Origin of the sequence: Arenibaculum sp., from assembly GCF_035998295.1 — a bacterium.
Lineage (GTDB): Bacteria > Pseudomonadota > Alphaproteobacteria > Azospirillales > Azospirillaceae > DASYHS01.
In genome coordinates this window covers 76,723-101,671 of sequence record NZ_DASYHS010000070.1, presented here as the reverse complement: position 1 = coordinate 101,671, position 24,949 = coordinate 76,723, and the positions used below count along the sequence as shown (strand labels likewise).

The window sequence follows — 24,949 nt, the reverse complement described above, 5'->3', positions numbered from 1 at the left end:
CACCCATGACCACGCCCATACCCGTCGAGATCGGTCCTCTCACGCTCGCCAACGACCGTCCGCTCACGCTGATCGCGGGGCCCTGCGCGATCGAGAGCCGGCAGCACGCCCTGGAGACGTGCCGGGCGCTGGTCGAGATCACCCGGCCGCTCGGCATCGGATTGATCTACAAGTCGTCCTTCGACAAGGCGAACCGGACCTCGGGTGATGCCGCGCGCGGCATCGGCATGGAGAAGGGGCTCGCCATCCTCGCCGAGGTACGCGAGACGCACGGCGTCCCCGTCCTGACCGACGTGCACGAGGCCGAGCAGTGCGGCCCGGTCGCCGAGGCGGTCGACGTGCTGCAGATCCCGGCCTTCCTGTGCCGCCAGACCGACCTGCTGCTTGCGGCCGGCCGGACCGGCCGGGCCGTGAACGTCAAGAAGGGCCAGTTCCTGGCACCCTGGGACATGAAGAACGTCGCCGCCAAGCTGACCTCCACCGGCAACGGCAAGGTCCTGCTGTGCGAGCGGGGCGCCAGCTTCGGCTACAACACGCTCGTCTCGGACATGCGGTCGCTGCCGATCATGGCGCAGACCGGTCATCCCGTCGTCTTCGACGCCACGCACTCCGTGCAGCAGCCCGGCGGGCTCGGCGGCAGCAGCGGCGGGCAGCGCGAGTTCGTCCCGGTGCTGGCGCGCGCCGCCGTGGCGATCGGCGTGGCGGCCGTGTTCATGGAGACCCACCAGGACCCCGACCGGGCTCCGTCGGACGGGCCGAACATGGTGCCGCTGCGCGACCTGCCGTCGATCCTGGAGACGCTGGTCGCGTTCGACCGCATCGCCAAGGCGCGGCCCGTCGGCGCATGACGGCATCGGCGGCGATGATGCGGGCGTTCGCCCGCAACAATGCCTGGTCGAACCATCGGCTGCTGGAGGCGTGCGGGCGCCTGTCGGCCGACGCGCTGGCCGCCCCCCGGACGGGCTTCTTCCCGTCGATCAGGCTGACCCTGGACCACATCCTGGGCGTGGACCGGTTCTACCTCGATGCCCTGGAAGGGCGCCGGACCGCGGCGGCGGAGCTCCCGGACTTCACGGCCCTCGCCGAAGCGCAGCGTGTGAGCGACCGGCGGCTGATCGCCTTCTGCGACGCGCTCGACGAGGCGGGGATCGAGGCCGAGGTGACGCTCGCGCGGGCCGACGGCCGGCGCAGCGTCGAACGGGCCGGCGCGGTGCTCATGCACCTGTTCGTCCACCAGATCCATCACCGCGGCCAAGTCCACGCGATGCTTTCGGGCACCCCGGTGCCGCCGCCCCAGCTCGACGAGTTCCTCCTGCGCGAGGACGCGGCCCGGCGGGCAGCCGACCTCGCGGCGCTCGGCTGGGATCATCCGGACGGCTAGCCCGCAAAGGGGGGCGGCGGCGCCGGCTTCGCGCCTTGCCTTGCCAGTGCCGCCTCGCTATGACACCCGGAACGACGCAAAACCGGGGAACACAGAATGTCCGCAATCACCGACATCCAGGCCCGCGAGATCCTCGACAGCCGTGGCAATCCGACCGTCGAGGTCGACGTCACGCTGGAATCCGGCGCTTTCGGCCGCGCGGCGGTCCCCTCCGGCGCCTCCACCGGCGCGCATGAGGCGGTGGAGCTGCGCGACGGCGACAAGGGGCGTTACGGCGGCAAGGGCGTGCTGCGCGCGGTCGAGTCGGTGAACGGCGAGATCTTCGACGCGCTTTCCGGGCTCGAGGCTTCCGACCAGGTCTCCCTCGACCTGCTGATGATCGATCTGGACGGGACGACCAACAAGGCCCGGCTCGGCGCCAACGCGATCCTGGGCGTGAGCCTCGCCGTCGCCAAGGCCGCCGCGGAAGAGGCGAACCTGCCGCTCTACCGCTATCTCGGCGGCGCGCTGGCCAGCGTCCTTCCGGTGCCGATGATGAACATCATCAACGGCGGCGCTCATGCCGACAACCCCATCGACATCCAGGAGTTCATGGTCATGCCGGTCGCCGCCGAGAGCGGCGCCGAGGCGATCCGCATGGGGGCCGAGATCTTCCACGCGCTCAAGCGGCAGCTCAAGGACGCCGGCCACAACACCAATGTCGGCGACGAGGGCGGCTTCGCGCCGAACCTCGCCTCGACGGACGAGGCGCTCGGCTTCGTCATGAAGGCGATCGAAGCGGCGGGCTACCGGCCCGGCGAGGACGTGATGCTGGCGCTCGACGCCGCCTCGACCGAGTTCCACGACAATGGCCGCTACCATCTCGCAGGCGAGGGCAAGACGCTGGATGCCGGCGGCATGGTCGCGTACTGGAGCGATCTCGTCGGCCGCTATCCGATCGTCTCGATCGAGGACGGCATGTCAGAGGATGATTGGGAGGGCTGGAAAGCCCTGACCGACGCGATCGGATCGCGGGTGCAGCTCGTCGGTGACGACCTGTTCGTGACCAACCCGGGCCGGCTTGCCGACGGCATCCGTCGCGGGGTCGGCAACTCGATCCTCGTGAAGGTCAACCAGATCGGCACCCTGACCGAGACGCTGCAGGCCGTCGAGATGGCCCACAAGGCCGGCTACACGGCCGTAATGTCCCATCGGTCCGGCGAGACGGAGGATGCGACGATAGCCGATCTCGCGGTCGCCACGAATTGCGGGCAGATCAAGACCGGCTCCCTGTCGCGGTCCGACCGCCTCGCGAAATACAACCAGCTCATCCGGATCGAGGAGCAGCTCGGCAGCGCCGCGCGCTACGCCGGCCGCTCGATCCTGCGCGGCTGAGCCGGCAGCCGTTCATTCCGCCGGGAGCGGGGCCGGACGCCGGTGCCGCTCCCGATGGGTGACCATGCGCTCGTGCAGCTGGGTGACGGTGCGGCTGCCGGTGCGCACGCACAGGAACGGGAAGATGCCGTGCACGAAACAGGCGAGCGCGCCGAGCATCATGCGCGCCGCGAACGAGAACGCGACGCCCATATGCTCCACGTAGGTCTCGCCCACCGTACCGGGATGCTCGGTGAAGGGATTGTGCGCTCGCATGTGATGCCGTCCTTCGTTTAGTTCATTCTCGCCATGGTAGATGCGATCCTGTGGGAACGGCTTGCAAAGTTCCGCGACTTTCGGCTCAATCGTAGAAATTGATTCTACTGAAAGCCGGAGTTCACGAAATGTTCGATGATAAGGATCGGCGTATTCTCGCGATCCTCCAGGAGAACGCCGACACGCCGGTCGGCACCATCGCGGAGGAGGTCGGACTGTCGACCACGCCTTGCTGGCGGCGCATAAAGCGGATGGAGGAATCGGGCCTGATCGCACGCCGCGTCGCGCTGCTCGACCGCCGGAAGGCGAACGTGCCGATGACGGTGTTCGTCACCATCCGGGCTTCGCGACATTCCATCGACTGGCTCGACGCGTTCCGGCGCGCGATAACCGACATCCCCGAGGTCGTCGAGGCCTACCGCCTCGCCGGCGACATGGACTACATCCTGCGCCTCGTGGTGCCCAGCGTCGAAGTCTACGACGGGGTTTACAAGTCGCTGATCTCACGCGTCGATTTCGTCGACGTCAGCGCCAGCATCTCCATGGAGGAGCTGAAGTCCACCACTACGGTCCCGACCACGTATCTGACCTGACGAAAGGCAGAGGACGGCGGCCCGGTTCGGCATGCCGATATAGTCCGAGTGAGGCGCTTGTCCGTCGGGAAAACCCCTGTGATAAAAAGAAGCCCTCCGGGGGGAACGGAGGGCTTATCGAGGCTTGCGGTATCCCTGAATCGGCAGGGCAGATGCAACACGCCTTACATAGACCTCGCGCCGCTCCATTCCCATGGTGCGAAGGGAGCGGCGTGGCGCATTCCGCTTATGTTGATGGCTTACGTCCGCGTCGCCTCACGGGGGTGGCCTAAGGCGTTCGAACGCATATGAAATGGGTCGTCAGGCCGGCCCCCGACCGGATGGGACCCTCATCCGGCGCGGAACACCCTCGCAGGGACCTTGTTGAGGAACGGACGCGAGGGAGCTGGGCATGATCAATTTCGATTCGAGCTGCGAGTGGAGCGACGCCCATCTGGCCGTCGTCACCTGGGCGACCGACGGCGACGGCGTCCGCTACAAGATCCTGGTGAGGGGCGAGGCGCTGGACGAGGCCTACGGCACCGAAGCCACGGCCTCCGAGCGCCTGCGCGCCTTCGTCGAGAACCGCGGCACGATCGAGGACAGGGTACGGCCGAAGATCGACCAGCGTCAGGTCGAGCGCGAGCCCGAGGGGATCGCGCCCTGGCAGGTCGTCATCCTTCCTTCCGACCTGCGCTGAGCGGCACGGGGCGGGCCGTCTCCGCAATCCCCTCCATCACCCGCTCCAGGGCTGCGGCAACGCCGAGTACCTTCCGGTCAGCACCCTTCGGGCCGCATATCTGCAGGCCGAAAGGCATGCCGGTCGGATCCAGGCCGCAGGGCAGGCAGGCCACCGGGCAGCCGGTAAGCGTGAGGCCGTAGGTGATCGCCAGCCATTGGAAATAGCTGCTCATGGGGCGCCCGTCGATTTCGGCGCAGTGCGGTTCCGTCTTGGGGAAGGGGGGAACCGCGACGGCCGGGCAGACGACGACGTCCACGCGCTCGAACAGCGTCTGAAAGTCCCGGGCGATCCGGGTCTGCCTGGCTTCGGCATCGACGACCTGGCGGAGGGTCAGGCCGCGGGCATATTCCACATTGGCCAGGACCTGCGGGCCGAGCCGATCCGCGGAGCGTTCGGCCCGGGCGCCGTGCGCTGCCAGGAACGCGGCCCCGCGCAGGACCGAGAAGGTCTCGTCGGCGTCCCGCATCCCGGGCTCGACCGGGACGAGAGCCCCGAGGGCACCGGAGATCAGTCGCATCCGTTCGCGGAAGGTGGCGCGCACCCCGCCGTCGACGGGAGCGAAGCCCAGATCCTCGGAGATGCCGATCCGCAAAGAAGAGAGATCGACCTCGGGCGGGCAGGCGAGGGCGTGCGCATCCACGGGCCGGCTCAAGGGGTCGCGCGGGTCGTCCCCGGCCATCGCCGAGAGGAGCAGCGCGAGGTCGCCGACATTGCGCGCCATCGGTCCCTCGACGGACAGCGGCGACCAGCCGCGCAGCCGCTTCTCGTCCGGCACCAGGCCGGGAGACGGCCGGAAACCGACGACCCCGCACCAGGCGGCGGGAATGCGCAGGCTGCCGCCGAAATCCGACCCTGTCGCGAGCGGGACCATGCCGGCCGCGAGCGCCACGGCCGAACCGCCCGACGAGCCTCCGCAGGTCCGGTCGGGATCGAACGGATTGCCGGTCATGCCGTAGACCTTGTTCGTCGTGACGGCTCCGGCTCCGAACTCCGGCGTGTTGGTCTTGGCGAGGACGATGGCCCCGGCGCGCCGCAGGGCCGCGACGATCCGGTCGTCGCGCGCCGGGACGTGGTTCTCGTGGAGGAGGGAACCGAAGGTCGTGCGCAGGCCCGCGGTCTCCGTCAGGTCCTTGATCCCGACCGGCAACCCGTGCAACGCGCCGAGCGGTTCGCCGGAGGCGACCGCCTGCTCCGCCGCGCGGGCAGCCTCCAGGGCGCGGTCGCGATCCAGCGCCACGACCGCGTTCAGCGGGCCGTTCGCCGCTTCGATGCGCGCGATGCAGGAGGAGACGAGTTCGACCGGCGACAGCGCCTTGCGCCCGATCAGGCGTCGCGCCTCGGTCGCCGAAAGATCTGCCGGGTCGGTCATGGCGAAGCTCCCTGGACGGTGTGGCCGCTCACGAGGCGTGCGGTGCCCGGACCCGCTTCGCGATCTCCTTCTCGAGTTGGAGCCGTTCCTTCTGAAGCAGGGAGACGAGCCAGGCACGCCGTTCCGGCTGCATTCTGGCGTCAATCGCCGCGATGCTCAACGACGCTTCCGGTTCGCCCCTCGGCCCCAGCACGGCGACGCCGATCGCGCTCATGCCCGCGACGATCAGCCCGCCGTTGAAGGAATAGCCGTCGGCCCGGGTGCGGTGCACCAGCTCGGCGAGCCGGCCGGCGTCGAGCAGAGGAGAATGGCGCAGTGCGCGCGGCGCGTTCTCCTCGATGACGCTGGCGGTTTCCTCCTCGCCCAGGGAGGCCAGCAGCGCCAGGCTGCCGGCACCCACGCCGAGCGGCCGGCGGTCGCCGATGGTGAGCGTCAAGGTCCGGATCGGGAAGTTGCCTTCCCGCCGGTCGACACAGATCGCGTCGAAGGTACTGCGTACCGAGAGGAACACCGTGTCTTCGGACGCGTCCGCCAGCCGCGACAGGGTCGCCGCGGCCAGCCGCCGGATCTCGAACCTGGCGCCCGCGGCCGCGCCGAGGCTGAAGGTCTCGATGCCCAGGAAGTACCGCCGGGTTTCGGGGTCCTGGGAGACGAGCCCTTCGCGCTGGAGCACCGACAGCAGGCGGCGGACCGTCGCCTTCGTCAATCCCACGTCGGCGACGAGGTCGACGAGCCGTGCGCCGGAGGTATTGCGCGCGGCCAGCGCCCGGAGCACCGAGATCGCGCGCTCGACGCTCTGGGTACCGGTCCTGGCGGTCGGATCGGCGGCCATCAGACCGGCCATCACACCGGCCGGTCGCCGGCCTTGACCGTCAGCACGCGGCTGTCGACCGCCGGCAGCATCTTTCCGGGGTCGCGCGTCACGACGACGTCGACGATGCTCGGCAGGGTCCGTTCGGCCAAGGCTTCGCCGAGGGCGGCCCCGAGCCGGTCGGGGTCTTCGACCCGGATGCCGTGACAGCCCATGGAGCGGGCGATCGCCGCATAGTCCATCTCGACGAGGTCGCTCGACTGGTAGTTCCCCGGCCCGTACATCGCGTGCTGCAGCGCCTTCACGTAGCCCGACGCGGCGTTGTTGACGACGACCAGCGTGAAGGGCGTGCCGATCCGGCGAGCCGTCTCCAGCTCCCCGATCATCATGTTCAGCCCGCCGTCGCCCGTGATGCCGACCACGGCGCGCTCGGGTGCTGCGAGCTGGCAACCCAGGCTTCCCGGCAGCCCGTAGCCGATGGACGCGAAGCCGCGGTCGGCGACGAAGCCGCGTCCGGCGGCCTTGGTGTCGTAAAGCAGGCCGCCCCAGTGCGCGGCGAAGCCCCCGTCGGCGACGAGGATCGATTCGGCCGGCATCAGGCCGTTCAACTCGCCGATCAGGCGCCCCATGTTGATCGGCCGCTCGCCCGACGTGAGGCGGGGCTCGGCTTCGACGCGCCACTTCGCCATCCGCTCCACGACCTCCGCGGCGTAGCCGCGGCGCTCGGCGGCGAGGCGCTGCGCGCTGTCCGAGAGTTCGGCCAGCAGGTCGTCCAGGCCGGCGCGCGCGTCGCCCCAGAGCGCGACGTCCGGCTCCGCCGTGCGGCCGATCTCCTCGGCGACGAGTTCGAGATGGATCAGCGGCACTCCCGCGGGCAGCAGCTGGAAGCGCTTGGTCGCGATCTCGCCGAGCTTGCAGCCGACGACGAGGAGGCAGTCGCTGGTCGCGACCAGGTCGTTCGCGATCCGGCTGTAGCGGCCGAACAGGCCGGCACTCAGCGGATGGGTGCAGGGGATCGCGCCCTTGCCGCTCATGGTGTGCGCAACCGGGACCGAGAGCGCCTCGGCGAAGGCGAGCACCGATTCGTAGGCGCCGGACAGATGGATGCCGCCGCCGACCAGCAGGAGCGGCCGCTTGGCATGCGCGATCAGTGCCGCCGCGCGCGCGACGTCGGTCCGGTCCGGACGCGCGCGGCGCGCGGGGTAGCGTGTCGTCGCCGGATCGACCCTGAAGTCGGAGGGCGCGAACGCCACCTCGGCATGGGCGACGTCCTCGGGTATGTCCAGCACCACCGGTCCGGGCCGGCCGGAGGTGGCGACCGCGAAGGCCCTGCGCACGAGTTCGGGAATCCGCTTCGGCGTCTCGATCCGGATCAGTTCCTTGGCCGCCGGCCGCAGGATCTCGGTCTGGCGGCATTCCTGGGTCATGTTCTTCCAGGAATGGTCGCGGTGCGTGTCGCCGGCCAGGACCACCAGCGGGACGCCCGCGTTCAGCGATTCGACCATGCCGGTGACGAGGTTCGTCGCCCCCGGGCCGAGCGTCGCGTCGACGACGCCGGGGCGTCCGGACACGCGCGCATAGGCATCGGCGGCGAAGGTGCCGCAACGCTCGTCGTTGATGAGATGATGGCGCAGCCCCAGCGCCCGCGCCGCCTCGTAGAAGGGCAGGAGCTGGAAGCCGCCCATGCCGAAGATGGGCCCGCAGTCGTGCGCCTGCAGCATCCTGGCCAGGGCCTGGCCGCCGCTCATTCCGGTAACGGGGTCGTTCGGCCGTTCCTCGGTCATGATGTCTCCTCCTCGTTTCGGGCGCGCGGCCCGGTCGCGGTCCGCGCCGAAGCGACGGCGTCCGCGAATGTCGTTGCGGTGGTTCCCGGCCGAGCACCCAGCGCGGCGGCCGTCTCGTTCACGTGTGACAGTATCCCGGTCCGCCACAGCGACCGGCCGTCGCCGATCCGGGCGCTGGCGGCCGACACGGTGGCCGCGGGGATGCCGCGGCGGTCCAGGAAGGGCAGGCGGCTCAATCCTGCCCGGTCGGCGCCGACCCCGGCGTCGTGGAACACGGCGGCCAGCGCGTCGGTCTTCAGCGCCGTCTCGGCCCGCCCGCCCGGCGCGCCGCCGTGGGAGCCGATCACGAGCACGCGCCCGGCGTCCTCCGGCAGGACCAGGCTGGCGGAATCGAGCGCCCAGACTTCCACGCCCCCCGCGACCGATCCGATCCTGTACCGTCCCTCGTCGATGGCCGGCGGGCGGGGCGCCGGGCCGGGCGCCGCCCGGCTCATGGCCTCGGCGCAGGACAGGGCCGGCTGCCCCGGACGGCAGCCCAGCGCGAGGGCCTGCGGGTTGACGTGGCTCACGATCCCCCGGGCCGCGGCGTCCGCACCGTCGCCGATCCGTGCCGTATGGGTCGACACCGTGGCGGCGGGTATCCCGAGCGCCTGGAGATAGTCCAGTCCCGCGATGCCGGCACCGTCCAGCCCGACCCCCGCGTCGTTGAGGACGACGCCGCGCACGCCCGCGCACGCCGCGAGATAGGCGGCGTACACGCCGCCATGCGAGCCGGCGATCAGGACGCGGCCCCGGTGCCCGTCGCCGAGACGGGTCACGGAGTCTTCGATGAGTATCCCTTTATTCGGGTCCATAATGTGGAACGCATTTTTCATCCATTCCGAGATTAGGCAGAGACGCAGGCATTTGACAAGGCAAGTTGCACTTTGTACGCTCCTTCGCCAGCATTGATAGTCCGCCATGTGGACCTGGAGGGATCATGGTTGCCTCGCAAACGAACCGGGAGAACTCCGCGCCACGTCTTCTGGACCTCTATCGGACGATGGTCCGGATCAGGGCGTTCGAGTTGGCGTGCGAAGCAGCGCACAAGGAAGGAAAGGTGACCGGCGCCGTCCATCTGTCGATCGGGCAGGAGGCGGCGCCGACGGGCGTCTGCTCCAACCTGCGCCGGGACGACGTGATCGCCAGCACGCATCGCGGGCACGGCCACACCCTGGCGAAGGGAGCGGCGGCCGAGACCATGATGGCCGAACTGTACGGCCGCGCGACCGGCTGCTGCGGGGGAAAGGGCGGTTCCATGCACATCGCCGACTTCTCCGTGGGCATGCTGGGCGCCAACGGGGTGGTAGGGGCCGGGATACCGATCATCGTGGGCGCCGCGCAGGGGCTGCGGCTGCGGGGCTCGGACGCGATCGCGGTCGGCTTCTTCGGCGACGGCGCGACCAACCGGGGCCCTTTCTACGAGGGGCTGAACTGGGCCGCCGCCTTCGGCCTGCCGGTCCTTTTCGTGTGCGAGGACAACGGGTGGGCGGCGACGACGCGCACCACCAGCATGAGCGGCGGCCCGGGCATAGCCGCCCGCGCGGAGGCCCTCGGCGTGCCGACGACCGTGGTCGACGGCAACGACGTGGAGGCGGTCGACGAGGCGGCGGCGTCGCTGATCGCCGAAGTGCGGGGAGGGGGCGGGCCACGCTTCCTGCTGTGCGAGACCTATCGGCTCAAGGGCCACACCGTGCATGACGCGGCCCCCTACCGCGATCCCCGGGAGGTCGAGGAGCGCTGGACGCGCGATCCCCTGCGCCGCGCGCGGGACCGGCTGCTCGCGCTGGGCGTCGGCGCCGCGGAGATCGAACGCCTGGAGGCGGAGGAGGAGGCGCTGATCGCGGCGGCTTCCGCCTCGGCGGAGGCGGCGCCCTGGCCGTTGCCGGCCGCCGCTTTCGACGACGTGCAGGACAACGGAGGCGCCGCATGGGCGAACTGAGCTATCTGGAAGCCGCCATACGCGCGCTCCGCGACGAAATGCGCCGGGACCCGCTGGTATGGGCGGTCGGCGAGGACATCGGACGCGGTGGCGTCTTCGGCCAGTACCGCGGCCTGCAGGAGGAGTTCGGCCCCGAGCGGATCGTGGACACGCCGATCTCGGAGGCATGCATCATGGGGGCCGCGGTCGGTGCGGCCCTCGTCGGCACCCGCCCGGTCGTCGAGATGCGTTTCTCGGATTTCGCGCTGTGCGCGATCGACGAGCTGGTCAACCAGGCCGCGAAGAACCGGTACATGTTCGGCGGCCAGGGCCGCGTGCCGCTCGTCGTGCGCGAGCCGATCGGCCTCTGGCGGTCGTCGGCCGCCCAGCACAGCCAGTCGCTCGAGGCGTGGTACGCCCACATCCCCGGCCTGGTGGTTACGGCGCCGGCGACACCGGCCGACAATCTCGGCCTCCTGACGGCGGCGATCCGCTGCGACGACCCGGTCGTGCACATGGAGAACAAGAACCTCTGGGGGCTGCGCGGGGCGGTGCCCGACGGCGACCACGTCGTCCCGCTCGGCGTCGCCTCCGTCATCCGCCCGGGGCGCGACGTCACCCTCGTGACATGGTCCGCGACCGTTCACGACTCGCTCGTGGCGGCGGAGGAAGTGGCGCGCCAGGGCGTCGAGGTCGAGGTGATCGACCTGCGGACGATCTGGCCGTGGGACCGCGGGCGCGTGCTCGACTCGGTCGCCAGGACGGGCCGGCTGCTCGTCGTGCACGAGGCGGTCAAGGCCGCCGGCTTCGGCGGGGAGATCGCGGCCACCGTGGCGGAGGAACTCCACGGCCGCCTGCGCGCGCCGGTCCGCCGGCTCGGCGGGCCCCGCATTCCCGTCGCCTATTCCAAGCCGCTGGAGGACGTCTACCGGATCGAACCCGCGCGGATCGCGCAGGCCTGCTTCGAGTTGGCTCGCGCCGCAGCCGCCTGATAGGATGCGGTGCAACGCGAGCATGCAAAGAATGACTCGACCGTCGGACTGCACCTGAAGGTGGTCCGGCGCCAAACCAAACACAAAGGGAGGAAAGACCGATGTTGAGAGTCAAGAGCCTGCTGGCCGGTCTGGCCATGGCCGCGCTGGCACTGCCCGCCGTCGCCGCGGAGTACAAGGACGAGTACCGGCTGTCGACGGTCGTCGGGAAGCCCTTCCCGTGGGGCGAGGGCGGCGAGCGCTGGGCCGAGCTGATCCGCGAGAAGACGGACGGGCGCATCAACGTGAAGATGTATCCCGGCGTATCGCTGGTGAACGGCGACCAGACGCGGGAGTTCACGGCCCTGCGCCAGGGCGTCATCGACCTCGCGGTCGGATCGACCATCAACTGGTCGCCGCAGGTCAAGGAACTGAACCTGTTCTCGCTGCCCTTCCTGATGCCGGACTATGCGGCGATCGACGCGCTGACGAAGGGGCCGGTGGGCGAGAGCCTGTTCGAGCTGCTGGCGGAAAAGGACGTGGTGCCGCTCGCCTGGGGCGAGAACGGCTTCCGCGAGGTTTCCAACTCCAGCAGGGCGATCCGGACGCCGGAGGACATGCGCGGCCTGAAGATGCGCGTGGTCGGCTCGCCGCTGTTCAACGACACCTTCACGGCGCTGGGCGCCAACCCGACCCAGATGAGCTGGGCCGACGCCCAGCCGGCCCTGTCGACCGGCGCGGTCGACGGGCAGGAGAATCCGCTGTCGATCTTCACGGTCGCCAAGCTGCATACCGTTGGGCAGGATCACGTCACGCTCTGGGGCTACGTGGCCGACCCGCTGATCTTCGTGGTCAACCAGGAGGTCTGGGAGTCCTGGACGCCCGAGGACCAGCAGGCGGTCCGCGAGGCTGCGCTGCAGGCGGCGGAGGAGCAGGTGGCCCTCGCGCGCAAGGGTCTGGCCGACGGCGATGAGAACCTCCTGAAGGACATCGAGGCCAACGGCGTGACGGTCACCCGCCTGTCGGACGAGGAGAAGGAGGCGTTCCGCAACGCCACCCGTGCGGTCTACGACGCGTGGGCGGAGCGTATCGGGCCCGAGCTGGTCAAGCAGGCCGAAGACAGCATCGCCGCACGCTGAGTGCGCCTGGCGGGGAGGGCGGCCGCCCTCCCCGCGCTCCAAAGTCCGGGTCACGAAAATGACTGTCGACCGCGAGGAGGACGCGCCCGTGGAACGGGGCGGCGTCGTCCCGGAGCGCGCGCTCGCCGCCGCAGCCATGGCGGTACTGTGCGCCATCACTTTTGCGAACGTCGTCGCACGCTACCTGACGGCATACTCCTTCGCCTTCACCGAGGAGTATTCGGTCTTCCTGCTGGTGGTGATGACCTTCCTGGGGACGTCGGCGGCGATCGCAACCGACCGCCACATCCGGATCACTGTCCTGGTCGATAAACTCGCCCCCGGTCGCCGGCGCGTCGCGGGCGTGCTCTGCTGGGGCGTCGCGGCCGTGATGTTCGGTCTCCTGAGCTGGTACGGCGGGCAGTTCGCCTACGACAACTGGCGGTTCGAGGAAACGTCGCCCGGCCTCGGCGTCCCGGTGTGGCTCTACACGGTGTGGCTGCCGATCCTTTCGATCGTCATCACGATCCGCGCGCTGATGCGGACCATCGCCGCGGCCCGGGGGAACGCGCCATGAGCCCGATCGCGCTGCTTTTCGGTGGCTTCCTCCTCCTGTTGCTGGTGGGCACGCCGATCGCCGTCGCGCTCGGTCTTTCCGGCACGCTCGCGATCCTCGCCGCGGATCTCGGCATCATGGCCGTTCCGACGAACATCTATGCCGGCGTCGCGAAGTACCCGCTGCTGGCGATCCCGGTCTTCATCCTCGCCGGCCTGATCTTCGAGCGGGCCGGGGTGGCGCGCCAGATCGTCACCTTCGCCTCGTCCATCGTCGGCGACCGCAACGGCGGCCTGGCGGTCGTCGCGGTCCTGGTCTGCATGGTGATGGGCGGCATTTCCGGCTCGGGTCCGGCCGATGCCGCGGCCGTCGCGACCGTGATGATCCCGAGCATGCGCAAGGCCGGGTACCCGGCCGCGTTCTCGGCCAGCGTCATCGCGGCCGCCGCCGCGACCGCCATCCTGATCCCGCCCTCGGTCGCGTTCATCATCTACAGCGTGCTGGTTCCGCAGGCTTCGGTGCCGGCGCTGTTCGCCGCGGGCCTGATCCCGGGCCTGCTCGCCGGCCTGTCCATCCTGATCCCGGTCGTCATCCTGTCGCGCCGCCACGGCTTCGGCCTCGCCGGCGCGGGCCCGCGTCCGCCGTTCTGGAGGAGCCTGCGCGACGCCATCTGGGGCTTGCTGGCTCCGGTGATCATCCTGGGCGGCCTGCGCCTCGGCGTCTTCACGCCGACGGAAGCCGCGGTGGTCGCGGTATTCTACGGCCTGCTGATCGGAACCGTGGTGCTGCGCACGCTGACCTTCCGCAAGATCGGCGACGTGCTTGCGGAATCCGCCGAGATGTCGGCGGTGATCCTGATCGTGATCGCGCTCGCCGGCGTCTTCGCCTGGGCGGGCAGCACGCTCGGCGCCTTCGACGCCGTGGCCGACGGCATCCTCTCCTTTACGGGAAACGAGATCGTCGTCCTGCTGCTGCTGAACGTCGCGCTCCTCGGGGTCGGCATGCTCCTGGACGCGATCTCGGTCTTCCTGATCCTGCTGCCTCTGCTCGAGCCGCTCGTGGCGGCGTTCGGCTGGGACCCGGTCTGGTTCGGCGTCGTGCTGACGATGAACCTCGCCATCGGCCAGTTCACTCCTCCGATGGCGGTCAACCTGATGGTCACGAGCCGGATCGCGGGCGTGCCGATGGAGCACATGACGGGCTGGATCGCCTGGCTGGTGCTGTCGATGGTCGGCGCGCTGGCGCTCGTCGTGATCTTTCCCGAACTGGCGCTGTGGCTGCCGAGGCGCCTCGGATACCTGTGAATGCCGGTCGGCAGGATGTGACGCCGCGAGCACAGGGCCCGCAAAGCTGGACGCCGGCTCGGCTTTTGTCTTCCGTCCGGGGCGAATGCCTGTTTACGTGAACGGGATGACGGTCGCCCGGTGGGGGCATCGGCGCGGCCGGGACGGCGTTTCGAGTTGCCGGGGCCAAACGGCAAGGGGCAGCGGTTTACCGCTGCCCCCTTTTTCATCCGCTATGCCGCGTCGTGGTCAGGCGACGATCTGCCAGGTACCGTCGGGCTGCTGGCAAGCGGTGCCGCGGGCCATCTCCGCCTGCCCGCCGATATAGACGGTGTGGACGTATTCGCGGCAGAGCCGGCCGTTCTGCTCGTAGGTCCGGACCGGTTCGATGACGCCGCGGCGCCCGCTCTCCGGGTTGGACCAGGCGATCTCCTCGTTGCGGGTCAGGGCCGTGCGTTCCGCCGCCACTGCCTGGCGCTGTTCGGCGGGCGCCAGCCGTCCCGCGATCTCGCGGCCGGCGAGGGCGCCGATCAGCGTGCCTGCCGCCGTGGCCGCGAGCTGCCCGGTCCCGCTGCCGATCTGGGAGCCGAGCAGCGCGCCGCCGGCGGCGCCGCCGATGGTGCCGATGGTGCCGCTGTCGATGCCGCCGGTGCCGTCCTGGGCGCAGGCTCCGAGCGAGAGGGCGAGGGCGGAACAGATGGCGATCTTACGGATGGGCATGGCTTACTCCCTGAGGTGGTCGACGCGAATTCGGTCGGTAACCTCAACCAGCCATGTCGCTTCGAGTTCCGCGGGAGCCGTCAGCGCGCATGCTGTTGCGCGTAGACGGCGATCACGTCGTTGAGTTCGGGCAGGGCCCTGTGTATCGCGGCAGCCCCTTCGGCGATGGCTTCCTGCGAGCGGTCGAAATCCAGCAGCCCGATGTGCCCGATCCGGGGCACGACATGCACGTCCGGCGGCTCACCCGCGAGGCGGGACCGGCTGATCCGGTCCTGGATGATGCCCAGCGAAGAGACCATGACGCCGACCAGGCTCGGCCCGTCGTATTCCTGTTGAAACAGGCGCCGGGTCAGGAAGTCCAGCCGGGAGGGGGGACTGGCCGGGCCGGCTGCGTTCAAGATCGCCTCCAGATCGACGCCGTCGGCGGTTGGCGGGCCCGCACCGGGCTTGCGGACCTTCCCGATGACGTCGCCGTTGAGGTTGACCGCGATCACGATGTCGGCGCCGAGCGCGCGGCATGCCGACACCGGCACCGGGTTGACGAGCGCGCCGTCGACCAGCCAGCGATGGCCGGCGCGCACGGGAGGGAAGATCCCCGGCAAGGCTATCGACGTCTTCAAGGCATCGACGAGGCTTCCCTCGCGCAGCCACACCTCGTGGCCGGTGATCAAGTCGGTCGCGATCGCGACGAAGGGGGCCTTCAGGTCCTCCACCCGGACGTCGCCGAGGTGGCGCCGGAGCTCCGCGACCAGCCTCTGGCCGCCGATGAGGCCGCCCGAGCGGACCTTGAGGTCGAGATAGCCCATCATCCGCAGCTTGTTGAGGCTGCGCGCCCATGCGTCCAGCGTGTCGAGATGCCCGGCGAGATAGACCCCGCCGACCAGCGCGCCGATCGAGCAGCCGGTGACGACGTCGGGGACGATGCCGTGCTCGGCCAGGCTTCGCAGCACGCCGATATGGGCCCAGCCGCGCGCGACGCCGGCACCGAGCGCCAGGCCGATGCGAGGACGGACATGGGAGCCGAGGGGAGTAGCCAGTTCGTGCATCGCGCCTGGACCAAACGGGAACCATACCCCATCTTACGACGGTTCCGGTGCTTCGGCACCGGAGATCCTGTATCGCCGCGACGATCCGGCTGGTCACTGGCGCATGGGCGCGAATGCGTGCAATGTTGGCGCGCTGAGCTCCGGCCGCGATCCGCCCGACCCGATCCTATCGAAACGAGAAGACGTGCCTGCCTCCAACGAGCCCCTTGCGCGCCGACACACGCCGACTTGGCCGCTCGTCAGGCGGCTGGCCGGGACGTTCATGAAACCGCAGCGCTGGCGCCTCGCGGCGGCGCTGTTCTGGATGGTGGTGGCGGCGGGGACCACGGGGGCGCTGGCCAAGCTGATGGAGCCCGTGATCGACGACGTGTTCCAGCGGCGCGACCAGTCGATGCTGCTGCCCGTGGCGGCGGCCGTTCTCGTCACCTTCACCCTGCGCGGAATCGCGACCTACGGCCACAGCGTCCAGATGAACCATGCCGGGCAGGCGATCGTGGCCGACGTGCAGAGGCGGCTCTACTCCCACCTGCTGCATGCCGACCTCTCCTTCTTCCACGCCAATGCCGCCGGCCAGCTCGTCTCGAAGCTGATCAACGACGTCAACGTGATGCGCTACGCGGTGGCGGAGGTGATGACGGGGATGTTCAAGAGCATCCTCACCCTCCTGGTCCTGGTCGCGGTCATGTTCTACCAGGACTGGATGCTGGCGGCCGCCGCCTTCGTGGTATTCCCCGTGGCGGCCTTGTTCGTCGCCCGCATCGGCCGGCGGCTGCGCCGGGTGTCGTTCAGCACCCAGGCGGAGCTGGGTCATTTCTCATCGGTGCTGAACCAGACGTTCCAGGGCATCCGGCACGTCAAGGCCTACGGCATGGAGGAGTACGAGAAGACCCGCGCGGCGGGAATCATCGACCGGCTCTTCCAACTGACCCACAAAGGCTTCCGCGTCCAGGCGGTCTCCACCCCGGTGACCGAGATCCTGAGCGGCGTGGCCATCGTCACGGTGATCTTGTACGGCGGCTACCAGGTCATCGCCGGCGAGCGGACCGCGGGCGCCCTGTTCTCGTTCATTACGGCGTTCCTGCTCGCCTACGAGCCGATGAAGCGCCTGGGCAAGCTGAACGGGCAGCTCCAGGCCGGTCTCGCCGCCGCCGAGCGCGTGCTGGGCGTGCTCGACACCCGTCCCGCCATCGTCGATTCGCCCGGGGCGCGCGTCCTGGCGCCGGAGCGTCACGACATCCGCTTCGAGGGTGTCAGCTTCTCCTATGCCGGCGGCAAGAGCGCGCTGCTCGGGGTGGACCTGCTGGTGCCGGCCGGCGCGAAGGTCGCGCTCGTCGGATCTTCGGGCGCGGGCAAGTCGACGATCCTGAACCTGATCCCCCGCTTCTACGACGTGGACGGCGGTTCGGTGTCGATCGGCGGGATCGACGTGCGCGACGTGACGCTTGCCAGCCTGCGTTCGCGCATCGCGCTGGTCAGCCAGGAGGTCGCGTTGTTCGACGACACGATCAGGGCCAACATCGCCTATGGCCGGATCGGCGCCACCGAGGAGGAAGTCCTCGCCGCGGCGAGGGCCGCTGCGGCGCACGAGTTCATCACCGATCTGCCCGACGGCTACGACACCGTGGTCGGCGAGTTCGGCGTGAAGCTCTCCGGCGGCCAGCGCCAGCGCATCGCGATCGCGCGCGCGATGCTCCGCAACGCGCCGATCCTGCTCCTCGACGAGGCGACCTCCGCGCTGGACACCGAATCGGAACGCCTCGTGCAGTCCGCGCTCGCCCGCCTGCAGGAGGGCCGGACCACGCTCGTGATCGCCCACCGGCTGTCGACGATCATCGATGCGGACCGGATCTGCGTGGTCGAGGGGGGACGGGTGGTCGAGTCCGGGACGCATGCCGATCTGCTCCGGCGGCGCGGCGTCTACGCCCGGCTGTACAGCCTCCAGGACGGGACCGACGACGGGACGCACAGCCGGGCGCTGGGCAGCGGGACCCTGGGCTGACCCGTGTCGGCCCCGCTGCGGCCGCGCGCTATTGCGCGGCGGTGATCCGGCCTTCCACTCGCGGCGCCACGCTGCCCATGGCCTGGACGTGGTCCATGACCTGGCTCGCCATCAGCGAACCCGCGGCCGCGTCGATCAGCCGGCGGGCATCGCGGAACATCACGTAGCCGTCTCCGCCGTTCGCCATGAAGTCGTTCGTGGCCAGGGTGTAGGTCTGCCCCGGGACGAGTTCCGCGCCGCCCACCGTCACGTTGCGGACGCGCGCGCCGGGCTGGGCCGCGGGATCGTAGGTGACGGTGAGACCGGAGACCTGGGGGAAGCGCCCGCCGCCCTCGGCGACCTGGCTGACGCCGTTCTCCAGGGCGGCCAGGATCTGGGCGCCGGTCACCTCGAGCTTGACGGTCCGGTTGCCGAACGGGAGTTCCATCAGGACGTCGCGCCGGGTCAGCGTCGTGCCGGCGTCGTAGAGCCTGTCGGCGCGGATGCCGCCGCCATTAGTGATCGCGACGTCGGCGCCGACGCCCTCGCGCATCGCGTCCGCGATCAGGTTGCCGATCGCAGCCTCGCCGCCCCTCACGGCCGCCCGGCGGCTGTCCATCGCGGAGGCGAGGGTCCCGACCGGCACGTCGAGTTCTTCGCTCAGCCTTTCCTGGTAGGCGGCGATGCTGGCCTCCATCTGCGGGTCGGGTTCGACCTCGGCCGTGGAAACCGTGCGGACCGTCGGGGTCCAGGCGACGCGCCGCGTGCCGTCGCTTGCCTCGACCCGTTCGATCGCGACCTCCAGGACCGTGAGGAAGTCGGCCTGGGACGCGGACTCCACGAGGATGCTCCTGCCGTCGTAATAGCTTGCCAGGATGTGGTCGTGCCCGCTCAAGACCACGTCCGCGGCTCCGGCCCGAACGAGCGCCAGATCCTCGTCGAACCCGGTATGGGCGAGCGCCACGACCAGGTCGGCGCCCTGGGAGCGCAACTCCGCGGCGGCTGCGAGGCCGGTCTCCACCAGCGGGCGGAACTCGACGTCGCCGGGGCTGGAGAGCTGGGTCGTCGTCGGCGTCGTCAGCCCGTAGAAGCCGACCTTGAAGCCGGCCCGTTCGAGGACGAGATGCGGCACCGTGCCCGGCAGCGGGGCTCCGCCGCGGGCGACGTTGGACGCGACGATCGGGAACGGCGCCTGTGCGATCCGCTCGACCGCGACCTCCGGGCCGAAGTCGAACTCGTGGTTGCCCAGGGTCATGACGTCGAGGCCGGCTTCGTCGAGCAGGTCGATCATGTGCGCGCCCTGATCGAAGCCGGACAGCAGGGAGGGGGAGATCGCGTCTCCGGCATGGGTGAAGATCGCGCCGGGCGCGTCGGCCGCTTCCCGGCGTATCGCCGATACGAGCCGCGCGAGGCCGCCTCGGCCCTCGTCCTCCTCCATGCGGTCGAGATCGTTGACGTGGAGGAAGGTCAGCGTGACCGGCTCGGCCGTTGCCGGCGCGGCGGCGGCGACGGAGAAGGCGAGGAGCGTGGCGGCGGCTGCCATGCGGGCGTTCGGCAATCGTGACGGCATGTCGGCGTCCCTTCGATCCGCGATGCCGGCCGTACCCGGCATCCTGAGTGTATTAATTCTGGCACAGGTCGGACCGGAGGGGGCGCTTCGCGAATGGGAGCTTGTCACCGGTCCCGGCCGGGTTAGTCTGAATGGACATGGTCGGGAAAAGAACCAAAACGGGACGTTTCCCGTTAAACTTCGATACGAACAACCGCGGTGGTTGCCGTGACAGACATCATCATTGCCGAACCCATGGAGGACTGCGTCGTCCGGGAACTCGGACTGCGTTATGAAATCCGTTACGATCGCCGGCTCGCGTTCGACCTGGATGCGCTGGGATTCGCGCTGGCGGAGGCGCGTGCCCTCATCGTCGGGGATCGTACGATCATCGATGCCGAACTGCTCGCCGCGGCTCCGCGGCTTCAGGTGATCGGTTGCCTCGGAACCGATCTCGGGCGCGTCGACTCCGATGCGTGCCGCGCCCGTGGGATCGAGGTCCATACCGCCCCCCATGTCCGGGACAGCGACCGTGCCGGGCAGGCCGCTGGCACCGTATCCGACCTCCTCGCCCGCGTGCACGGCACGGCGGACGGCAGGCTGCTGGGCCTGGTCGGCTTCGGCCCCATCGCGCGCGAGGTCGCGAGACGCGCCCAGATGCTCTGCATGAGGGTGGCGGCCTACGACCCGTTGCTCGACAGGGAAGCACCGGCGTGGCGCGACACGCAGGTCGAGCCGATGCCGCTCTACCGCCTGCTCGACGAGGCGGACGCGATCAGCGTCCATCTCCCCCTGACGGAGGAGACGCACGAACTGATCGACTGGGAGACGATCACGCAGATGCGGGGCGGCGCGGTCCTCGTCAACGCCTCGCATTCGGCGATCGTCGATGCCGCGGCGGTCAATGCCGCCCTGCGCAGCGGCCGGCTGGGGGGAGCGGTGCTCGACCTCGACGCCGAAAGGGTCGACGGGCTCGCCCTCCTGCCCGAAATCCGAATCGGTGCCTTGATCGCGGCGAAAGTACAGGCGACCCTGGATGCGCGTCAGCCGGCCTGACGCCGTCCAGGAGGAACAATGCGCGTCGTCATCGCACTTCTGAAGCACGAAACGAATACCTTCTCACCGGTCCCGACGCCCCTGTCCCGCTTCGGCAACGGCGGGCCGGCGTTCGGGGCGGCCGCCTACGAGGCCTATCGCGGCACGGCGACCCCCATGGGCGCCTTCATCGACATGGCGCACCGGGCGGGCGCGGAGATCGTGACGCCGGTGGCGGCGGAAGCCTGGCCGAGCGGACCGGTCGAGGACGACGCCTACCGCCGCCTGACCGAGCCGATCCTGGAGGCGGTCGCCGGCGGCTGCGACGCCGTGCTGCTCGACCTGCATGGCGCGATGGTCACCGAAACGCACCAGGACGGGGAGGGCGAGCTTCTCGCCGCGCTGCGGCGGATCGCCCCGGACGTCCCGGTGGGCGTGGCGCTCGACCTTCACGCCAACGTGACGGACGCGATGGTCCGCAACTCCACGGCGATCGCGGGCTTCAAGACCTATCCCCATGTCGACATGTTCGAGACCGGTGAGCGGGTCGGCGGCATCATCTTCTCCATGCTGGAGGGGCAACGTGCCCCGGTGATGACCTGGGGCAACCGCCCGATGCTGCCGCATGTGATGCGCCAAGGCACGGACGATGCGCCGATGCGCGACCTCGTCGCCGAGGCCCGGCGGCTGGAGCGCGGCGGCCTTCTGGCCGCCAGCGTGTTCGGCGGCTTCCCGCACGCCGACATCCGCGATGCCGGCCTGAGCGTGGTCACGGTCTCCGACGGCGACGAGGCGCTGGCGCGGGACGGCTGCGAGGGCCTTCTCGACCAGGCCTGGGCCCGGCGGGCCGAGTTCGTCTACCATCCCGAGCCGGCGGCCAAGGCCGTGGCCAGGGCCAAGCGGCTGGCCGACGGTCCCGTCCTGATGCTCGACCACTCCGACAACTGCGGATCGGGAGGAACCCAGGACGTCACGCTCGTCCTCGGGGAGATGCTGCGCCAGGGCCTGCGGAACGCCGTCGCGTTCGCGATCCACGATCCCGCCGCGGTTGCGACGATGATCGACGCGGGCGTCGGCAGCCGGGTGACCATCGATCTCGGCGGCAAGCTCGCCATGCCCAAGCTGGGCCTGGAACCGAAGCCCTTGCGCGTGAGCGGCACCGTGCGGGTGGTCTCCGACGGCGAGTACACGATCCGCGGCCCCATGTACACCGGCGTCCGGGTCGGGATGGGCCGGACCGTCGTGCTCGACACCGGCGGGATCGAGATCGTCGTGATCGAGCGGCATCACGAGCCCTGGGACGTCGGATGCCTGCTGAGCCTCGGCATCGACCCGACGATGTGCCAGTACGTGATGCTGAAGTCGCGCGTGCATTGGCGGGCCGGCTTCTGGCCGATCGCCCGTCACGTCGTCGAATGCGCGGGCGAAGGGGTCACGACCTCCGACTACGGCGCCCTCGACTTCAAGAAGCTGCGCCGGCCGATCTTCCCGCTCGACCCCCGGACGACCGCATAGCCGGGTTGCACACTCCCCGCTGGCGCAGTCCCGCCGGATCGTGAACATCCGCGATCGGAAGATCCGTGCGGGGGCGGGCATGCGCATTCTGGTCGTCGAGAACAGCTTCAGGGCGCCGGCGGGCCTCATCGGAGAGGCCTTGGCCGCGGCAGGAGCCGACTTGGTCACGGTGACCCCGGCCGCGGCCGCCGACCTGCCGGCCACGATGTCGGGCTATGCCGGCGCCGTCGTGCTCGGCGGGGCGCAGAGCGCCACCGACGATGCGAGCAGTCCCTGGCTGCCGCATCTGCTGGACCTGATCCGCCAGTGCCGGGACCAGCGGCGACCGGTGCTTGGCGTGTGCCTGGGGGCGCAGCTCATCGCCCGCGCGCTCGGCAATCGCGTTTATCCGCTCCGCGTCCCCGAGTTCGGCTTCGAGACGGTGGCGCCCACCGGCACCGCGGCCGCCGATCCGGTCTTCGGCGGCATCGGCGCGCCGCCGCGCGTCTTCCAATGGCACTACGACACCTTCGACCTGCCGGCGGGCGCCTTGCTGCTGGCGACCGGAGAGGCGTGCCGGAACCAGGCCTTCGTGGCGGAGGACGTCCTTTACGGCGTGCAGTTCCATCCCGAGGTGACCGAGGGCATCGTGCGCGGCTGGATCGATGCCGCCGCCGGCGTGCTTCCTCCCGGCGGCGTTCGGCTGGCCGGGCGTCTCGGCGAGGAATTCACCGGTCGCGAGCCGGCGGCCGCCGAACTCGCCGCGACGATCGCCGGCCGCTGGTTGCGGCTGTGCGCGGTCGAGCGGGAACGACGGAACGGAGACTGACCTCCATGCCCGATGCCGCGGCGGGCTGGCTGCTCCCCGTCGTCTTCGTCGCGACGTATCTCGCCATGGCGGCCGGCCGGGTGCCCCGGTTCCGGATCGACCGCACGGGCATGGCCTTCATCGGCGCCGTCGTCCTGCTGGCATGCGGGGCCGTCACGAGCCGGCAGGCGGCCGGCTTCATCGACCTGCCGACGCTGGTCATGCTGTTCGGGCTGATGGTCCTTTCCACCCAGTTCGAGATCGCGGGCGCCTACGGGTGGTGCGCCGCCCGCATCGCCGGGTACCGGGGCTCGCCGCTGGTGCTGCTGGCGCTCGTCGTCGCGGTCGCGGGCGGGCTGTCGGCGGTGGTCGCCAACGACGTCGTCGCCTTCGCGATGACGCCGCTGCTGTGCGCCGGCCTGACCGCGCGGGGGCTCGATCCCCGGCCGTACCTGATCGCGCTCGCCGGGGCCAGCAACGCCGGCTCGGCGGCGACGATCATCGGCAATCCACAGAACATCCTGATCGCGCAGGCCGGTGCGCTCGATTTCTGGCGCTTCCTTCTCGTCTGCGGGCCGCCCGCGTTGATGGGCATGGCTTGCGTCTTCGCGACGGTCGCCTTCGTCTGGCACGGCGCGTTCCGCCGGCAGGCGGCGGCCACCAACTCCGTGGCCGATCCGCCGACGGTCCATCCACCGGCCGTCGACCGGCCGGCGCTCGCGAAGGCGCTGGCCGCCACCATGCTGCTGGTCGCGCTCTTCGCGAGCCCGCTCCCGCACGAGGTCGCGGTGGCCGGCGTGGCGGCGCTGCTGTTCGTGAGCCGGCGGCACGAGACCCGGAGCCTGATGGCCGGCGTCGACTGGAGCCTCATCGTCCTGTTCGCGAGCCTGTTCGTCGTGACTGGCGCCATGTCGGCAAGCGCCTACGGCGCCGGGGCCGCGGCCTGGATCGCGCTGGGCCGCGTGGACCTCGCGGCGCTCGGCCCGCTCGCCGGCTTCTCGCTGCTGGCGAGCAACACCGTCGGCAACGTGCCTGCGGTGATGCTGCTGCTTTCGGTCTGGCCGGCGCCGGGGGAGGCGGCGCTGCAGGCGCTGGCCGTGCTCTCCACCCATGCCGGCAACCTGCTGCTGATCGGCAGCCTCGCGAACCTGATCGTCTCGGAGCGCGCCCGGCGGTCCGGCGTAGTGCTGGACTTCCGGACGCATGCCCGCTGCGGCATCCCGATGGCGCTGGCCTCCCTCGGGGCCAGCCTGGCATGGTTCTCGCTGCTCGGTCCGCTCGCCTGGCGGTGATGCGGCGGCGACGGGCGCTCGCGTGTTTCGTATGCGGCATGACGGAAGATCGGCGGAGGAAGGCGTGGTGGCATTGCTGGCGGCCGGGACGGCGGTGGGATATGGCGGCCTGCTCGGCCTGCTCTATGCGGCGCAACGCAAGCTGCTGTTCTTCCCCGACCGCGCGCAGGCCCGGCCGGAGGCCTGGAACGTCCCCGACATGGCGCCGATCGTCGTGCGCACCGTGGACGGGCTCGACCTGACGGGCTGGCATCGTCCCCCGTCGGGCGCCGGCCTGCCGACGGTCGTCCTGTTTCACGGCAATGCCGGGCATCTCGGCCTGCGTGGGTTCAAGGCGCGCCATCTCATCGATGCGGGCTTCGGCGTCCTGCTGGCGGGATATCGCGGCTATGGCGGCAACCCCGGGCGGCCGAGCGAGGACGGGCTCTATGCCGACGCGCGGGCCTTCCTGGACCGGCTGGGAGAAGCGCCGGTCGTGGTCTACGGCGAATCGCTCGGCACGGGGGTCGCGGTGCAGATGGCGGTCGAGCGGCGGGTGGCCGGCGTCGTCCTGGAAGCGCCGTACACGTCCGTACCCGATGTCGGCGCGATGCGCTTTCCCTGGGCGCCGGTGCGGCTGCTGATGCACGACCGCTTCGACAGCCTGGCGAAGATCGGGCGCATCCGGGCGCCGCTGCTGATCGTCCACGGCGAGCGGGACCGGATCATTCCGATCCGCTTCGGCCGCCGGCTGTTCGAGGCCGCGGCCGAGCCGAAGCGGGCGGCCTGGCTGCCGGCCGCCGGGCACAACGACGTGTACGACCACGGCGCCTTCGAGATCGTGAGACGCTTCCTGGAGGAACTGGCTTAGG

24 protein-coding genes are annotated in these 24,949 nt (G+C 70.3%); 16 read left to right on the top strand and 8 right to left on the bottom strand.

Annotation, left to right across the window (positions count from 1 at the left end; translation table 11 throughout):
* Positions 1-5: 5 nt before the first annotated feature.
* From kdsA to eno, 3 genes are all read left to right on the top strand, one after another.
* Positions 6-848 carry a 3-deoxy-8-phosphooctulonate synthase gene (kdsA, locus tag VGO20_RS08160; protein WP_327501816.1) on the top strand — a complete coding sequence of 281 codons (843 nt, stop codon included), beginning with the start codon at positions 6-8 and terminating at the stop codon, positions 846-848.
* The gene (locus tag VGO20_RS08155) at positions 845-1,381 is read left to right on the top strand and encodes a DinB family protein (RefSeq protein ID WP_327501815.1); all 537 of its coding nucleotides are present in this window, start codon (positions 845-847) and stop codon (positions 1,379-1,381) included. The genes kdsA and VGO20_RS08155 overlap by 4 nt, the downstream gene beginning before the upstream one ends.
* 96 nt (positions 1,382-1,477) lie before the next feature.
* Positions 1,478-2,755, top strand: a complete 1,278-nt coding sequence (gene eno / locus VGO20_RS08150; protein ID WP_327501814.1) for a phosphopyruvate hydratase — start codon at positions 1,478-1,480, stop codon at positions 2,753-2,755.
* A 12-nt stretch (positions 2,756-2,767) separates the two neighbouring features.
* Here eno and VGO20_RS08145 read toward each other — a convergent pair whose 3' ends face one another.
* A complete protein-coding gene (locus tag VGO20_RS08145; RefSeq protein ID WP_327501813.1) occupies positions 2,768-3,010 on the bottom strand; it encodes a DUF6356 family protein in 243 nt (80 codons plus the stop codon).
* A gap of 128 nt (positions 3,011-3,138) precedes the next feature.
* On the opposite strand from VGO20_RS08145, the gene VGO20_RS08140 reads away from it, so the two are divergent.
* Both VGO20_RS08140 and VGO20_RS08135 read left to right on the top strand, forming a co-directional pair.
* Positions 3,139-3,603: an Lrp/AsnC family transcriptional regulator gene (locus VGO20_RS08140; RefSeq protein ID WP_327501812.1), complete on the top strand. Its 465-nt coding sequence runs from the start codon at positions 3,139-3,141 to the stop codon at positions 3,601-3,603.
* A 391-nt stretch (positions 3,604-3,994) separates the two neighbouring features.
* Complete coding sequence (locus VGO20_RS08135) at positions 3,995-4,282, top strand: DUF1488 family protein (RefSeq protein WP_327501811.1); 288 nt, start codon at positions 3,995-3,997, stop codon at positions 4,280-4,282.
* Here VGO20_RS08135 and VGO20_RS08130 read toward each other — a convergent pair.
* Genes VGO20_RS08130 through VGO20_RS08115 form a run of 4 tightly spaced genes read right to left on the bottom strand, consistent with a single transcriptional unit; the run spans position 4,257 to position 9,106 of the window.
* The gene (locus VGO20_RS08130; RefSeq protein WP_327501810.1) at positions 4,257-5,693 is read right to left on the bottom strand and encodes an amidase; all 1,437 of its coding nucleotides are present in this window, start codon (positions 5,691-5,693) and stop codon (positions 4,257-4,259) included. The two genes, VGO20_RS08135 and VGO20_RS08130, sit on opposite strands and share 26 nt — an antisense overlap.
* A gap of 28 nt (positions 5,694-5,721) precedes the next feature.
* Positions 5,722-6,537, bottom strand: a complete 816-nt coding sequence (locus VGO20_RS08125) for an IclR family transcriptional regulator (RefSeq protein WP_327501809.1) — start codon at positions 6,535-6,537, stop codon at positions 5,722-5,724.
* The gene (locus VGO20_RS08120; protein ID WP_327501808.1) at positions 6,537-8,288 is read right to left on the bottom strand and encodes a thiamine pyrophosphate-binding protein; all 1,752 of its coding nucleotides are present in this window, start codon (positions 8,286-8,288) and stop codon (positions 6,537-6,539) included. Before VGO20_RS08120 ends, VGO20_RS08125 begins: the two co-directional genes overlap by 1 nt.
* The gene (locus VGO20_RS08115) at positions 8,285-9,106 is read right to left on the bottom strand and encodes a hypothetical protein (protein ID WP_327501807.1); all 822 of its coding nucleotides are present in this window, start codon (positions 9,104-9,106) and stop codon (positions 8,285-8,287) included. Before VGO20_RS08115 ends, VGO20_RS08120 begins: the two co-directional genes overlap by 4 nt.
* Before the next feature lie 161 nt (positions 9,107-9,267).
* Here VGO20_RS08115 and VGO20_RS08110 point away from each other — a divergent pair, with 161 nt between their 5' ends.
* The 5 genes from VGO20_RS08110 to VGO20_RS08090 all read left to right on the top strand — a co-directional run bounded on the left by VGO20_RS08110 (position 9,268) and on the right by VGO20_RS08090 (position 14,197).
* Positions 9,268-10,269 carry a thiamine pyrophosphate-dependent dehydrogenase E1 component subunit alpha gene (locus VGO20_RS08110; RefSeq protein WP_327501806.1) on the top strand — a complete coding sequence of 334 codons (1,002 nt, stop codon included), beginning with the start codon at positions 9,268-9,270 and terminating at the stop codon, positions 10,267-10,269.
* Positions 10,257-11,240 (top strand): alpha-ketoacid dehydrogenase subunit beta, encoded by a 984-nt coding sequence (locus VGO20_RS08105; RefSeq protein ID WP_327501805.1) that lies wholly within the window; start codon positions 10,257-10,259, stop codon positions 11,238-11,240. The genes VGO20_RS08110 and VGO20_RS08105 overlap by 13 nt, the downstream gene beginning before the upstream one ends.
* A gap of 101 nt (positions 11,241-11,341) precedes the next feature.
* A complete protein-coding gene (locus VGO20_RS08100; RefSeq protein WP_327501804.1) occupies positions 11,342-12,358 on the top strand; it encodes a DctP family TRAP transporter solute-binding subunit in 1,017 nt (338 codons plus the stop codon).
* A gap of 58 nt (positions 12,359-12,416) precedes the next feature.
* Positions 12,417-12,914, top strand: coding sequence for a TRAP transporter small permease (locus tag VGO20_RS08095; protein ID WP_327501803.1), 498 nt, complete (start codon positions 12,417-12,419; stop codon positions 12,912-12,914).
* Positions 12,911-14,197: a TRAP transporter large permease gene (locus VGO20_RS08090; RefSeq protein ID WP_327501802.1), complete on the top strand. Its 1,287-nt coding sequence runs from the start codon at positions 12,911-12,913 to the stop codon at positions 14,195-14,197. The genes VGO20_RS08095 and VGO20_RS08090 overlap by 4 nt, the downstream gene beginning before the upstream one ends.
* A 228-nt stretch (positions 14,198-14,425) precedes the next feature.
* On the opposite strand, the gene VGO20_RS08085 is transcribed toward VGO20_RS08090, so the two are convergent.
* Complete coding sequence (locus VGO20_RS08085; protein ID WP_327501801.1) at positions 14,426-14,896, bottom strand: RT0821/Lpp0805 family surface protein; 471 nt, start codon at positions 14,894-14,896, stop codon at positions 14,426-14,428.
* Positions 14,897-14,976: 80 nt separating this feature from the next.
* Complete coding sequence (locus VGO20_RS08080) at positions 14,977-15,942, bottom strand: patatin-like phospholipase family protein (protein WP_327501800.1); 966 nt, start codon at positions 15,940-15,942, stop codon at positions 14,977-14,979.
* A 184-nt stretch (positions 15,943-16,126) separates the two neighbouring features.
* On the opposite strand from VGO20_RS08080, the gene VGO20_RS08075 reads away from it, so the two are divergent.
* The gene (locus VGO20_RS08075) at positions 16,127-17,941 is read left to right on the top strand and encodes an ABC transporter ATP-binding protein (protein ID WP_327501799.1); all 1,815 of its coding nucleotides are present in this window, start codon (positions 16,127-16,129) and stop codon (positions 17,939-17,941) included.
* A gap of 28 nt (positions 17,942-17,969) precedes the next feature.
* Here VGO20_RS08075 and VGO20_RS08070 read toward each other — a convergent pair whose 3' ends face one another.
* On the bottom strand, positions 17,970-19,490 hold the full coding sequence (locus tag VGO20_RS08070) for a bifunctional metallophosphatase/5'-nucleotidase (protein WP_327501798.1): 1,521 nt from the start codon (positions 19,488-19,490) through the stop codon (positions 17,970-17,972).
* Positions 19,491-19,697: 207 nt separating this feature from the next.
* On the opposite strand from VGO20_RS08070, the gene VGO20_RS08065 reads away from it, so the two are divergent.
* The 5 genes from VGO20_RS08065 (at position 19,698) to VGO20_RS08045 (ending at position 24,948) form a co-directional block, all read left to right on the top strand.
* Entirely contained in the window at positions 19,698-20,525 is an 828-nt protein-coding gene (locus VGO20_RS08065; RefSeq protein ID WP_327501797.1) for an NAD(P)-dependent oxidoreductase, read from the top strand.
* 18 nt (positions 20,526-20,543) lie between these two features.
* The gene (locus VGO20_RS08060; protein ID WP_327501796.1) at positions 20,544-22,019 is read left to right on the top strand and encodes a M81 family metallopeptidase; all 1,476 of its coding nucleotides are present in this window, start codon (positions 20,544-20,546) and stop codon (positions 22,017-22,019) included.
* Between the two features lie 79 nt (positions 22,020-22,098).
* Positions 22,099-22,827, top strand: coding sequence for a type 1 glutamine amidotransferase (locus tag VGO20_RS08055; protein ID WP_327501795.1), 729 nt, complete (start codon positions 22,099-22,101; stop codon positions 22,825-22,827).
* Positions 22,828-22,832: 5 nt separating this feature from the next.
* The gene (locus VGO20_RS08050) at positions 22,833-24,098 is read left to right on the top strand and encodes an SLC13 family permease (RefSeq protein ID WP_327501794.1); all 1,266 of its coding nucleotides are present in this window, start codon (positions 22,833-22,835) and stop codon (positions 24,096-24,098) included.
* A gap of 64 nt (positions 24,099-24,162) precedes the next feature.
* Positions 24,163-24,948, top strand: a complete 786-nt coding sequence (locus VGO20_RS08045; protein ID WP_327501793.1) for an alpha/beta hydrolase — start codon at positions 24,163-24,165, stop codon at positions 24,946-24,948.
* Position 24,949: the final 1 nt, after the last annotated feature.

Excerpts from the sequence above, each read along its gene's own strand:
- VGO20_RS08140 (WP_327501812.1), top strand. The coding sequence starts at position 3,139 with ATGTTCGATGATAAGGATCGGCGTATTCTCGCGATCCTCCAGGAGAAC.
- VGO20_RS08100 (WP_327501804.1), top strand. The coding sequence starts at position 11,342 with ATGTTGAGAGTCAAGAGCCTGCTGGCCGGTCTGGCCATGGCCGCGCTG.
- VGO20_RS08130 (WP_327501810.1), bottom strand. The coding sequence starts at position 5,693 with ATGACCGACCCGGCAGATCTTTCGGCGACCGAGGCGCGACGCCTGATC.
- VGO20_RS08055 (WP_327501795.1), top strand. The coding sequence starts at position 22,099 with ATGCGCATTCTGGTCGTCGAGAACAGCTTCAGGGCGCCGGCGGGCCTC.
- kdsA (WP_327501816.1), top strand. The coding sequence starts at position 6 with ATGACCACGCCCATACCCGTCGAGATCGGTCCTCTCACGCTCGCCAAC.
- VGO20_RS08145 (WP_327501813.1), bottom strand. The coding sequence starts at position 3,010 with ATGCGAGCGCACAATCCCTTCACCGAGCATCCCGGTACGGTGGGCGAG.
- VGO20_RS08080 (WP_327501800.1), bottom strand. The coding sequence starts at position 15,942 with ATGCACGAACTGGCTACTCCCCTCGGCTCCCATGTCCGTCCTCGCATC.
- VGO20_RS08090 (WP_327501802.1), top strand. The coding sequence starts at position 12,911 with ATGAGCCCGATCGCGCTGCTTTTCGGTGGCTTCCTCCTCCTGTTGCTG.
- VGO20_RS08125 (WP_327501809.1), bottom strand. The coding sequence starts at position 6,537 with ATGGCCGGTCTGATGGCCGCCGATCCGACCGCCAGGACCGGTACCCAG.
- VGO20_RS08060 (WP_327501796.1), top strand. The coding sequence starts at position 20,544 with ATGCGCGTCGTCATCGCACTTCTGAAGCACGAAACGAATACCTTCTCA.
- eno (WP_327501814.1), top strand. The coding sequence starts at position 1,478 with ATGTCCGCAATCACCGACATCCAGGCCCGCGAGATCCTCGACAGCCGT.
- VGO20_RS08105 (WP_327501805.1), top strand. The coding sequence starts at position 10,257 with ATGGGCGAACTGAGCTATCTGGAAGCCGCCATACGCGCGCTCCGCGAC.
- VGO20_RS08155 (WP_327501815.1), top strand. The coding sequence starts at position 845 with ATGACGGCATCGGCGGCGATGATGCGGGCGTTCGCCCGCAACAATGCC.
- VGO20_RS08135 (WP_327501811.1), top strand. The coding sequence starts at position 3,995 with ATGATCAATTTCGATTCGAGCTGCGAGTGGAGCGACGCCCATCTGGCC.
- VGO20_RS08095 (WP_327501803.1), top strand. The coding sequence starts at position 12,417 with ATGACTGTCGACCGCGAGGAGGACGCGCCCGTGGAACGGGGCGGCGTC.
- VGO20_RS08085 (WP_327501801.1), bottom strand. The coding sequence starts at position 14,896 with ATGCCCATCCGTAAGATCGCCATCTGTTCCGCCCTCGCCCTCTCGCTC.
- VGO20_RS08050 (WP_327501794.1), top strand. The coding sequence starts at position 22,833 with ATGCCCGATGCCGCGGCGGGCTGGCTGCTCCCCGTCGTCTTCGTCGCG.
- VGO20_RS08070 (WP_327501798.1), bottom strand. The coding sequence starts at position 19,490 with ATGCCGTCACGATTGCCGAACGCCCGCATGGCAGCCGCCGCCACGCTC.
- VGO20_RS08120 (WP_327501808.1), bottom strand. The coding sequence starts at position 8,288 with ATGACCGAGGAACGGCCGAACGACCCCGTTACCGGAATGAGCGGCGGC.
- VGO20_RS08110 (WP_327501806.1), top strand. The coding sequence starts at position 9,268 with ATGGTTGCCTCGCAAACGAACCGGGAGAACTCCGCGCCACGTCTTCTG.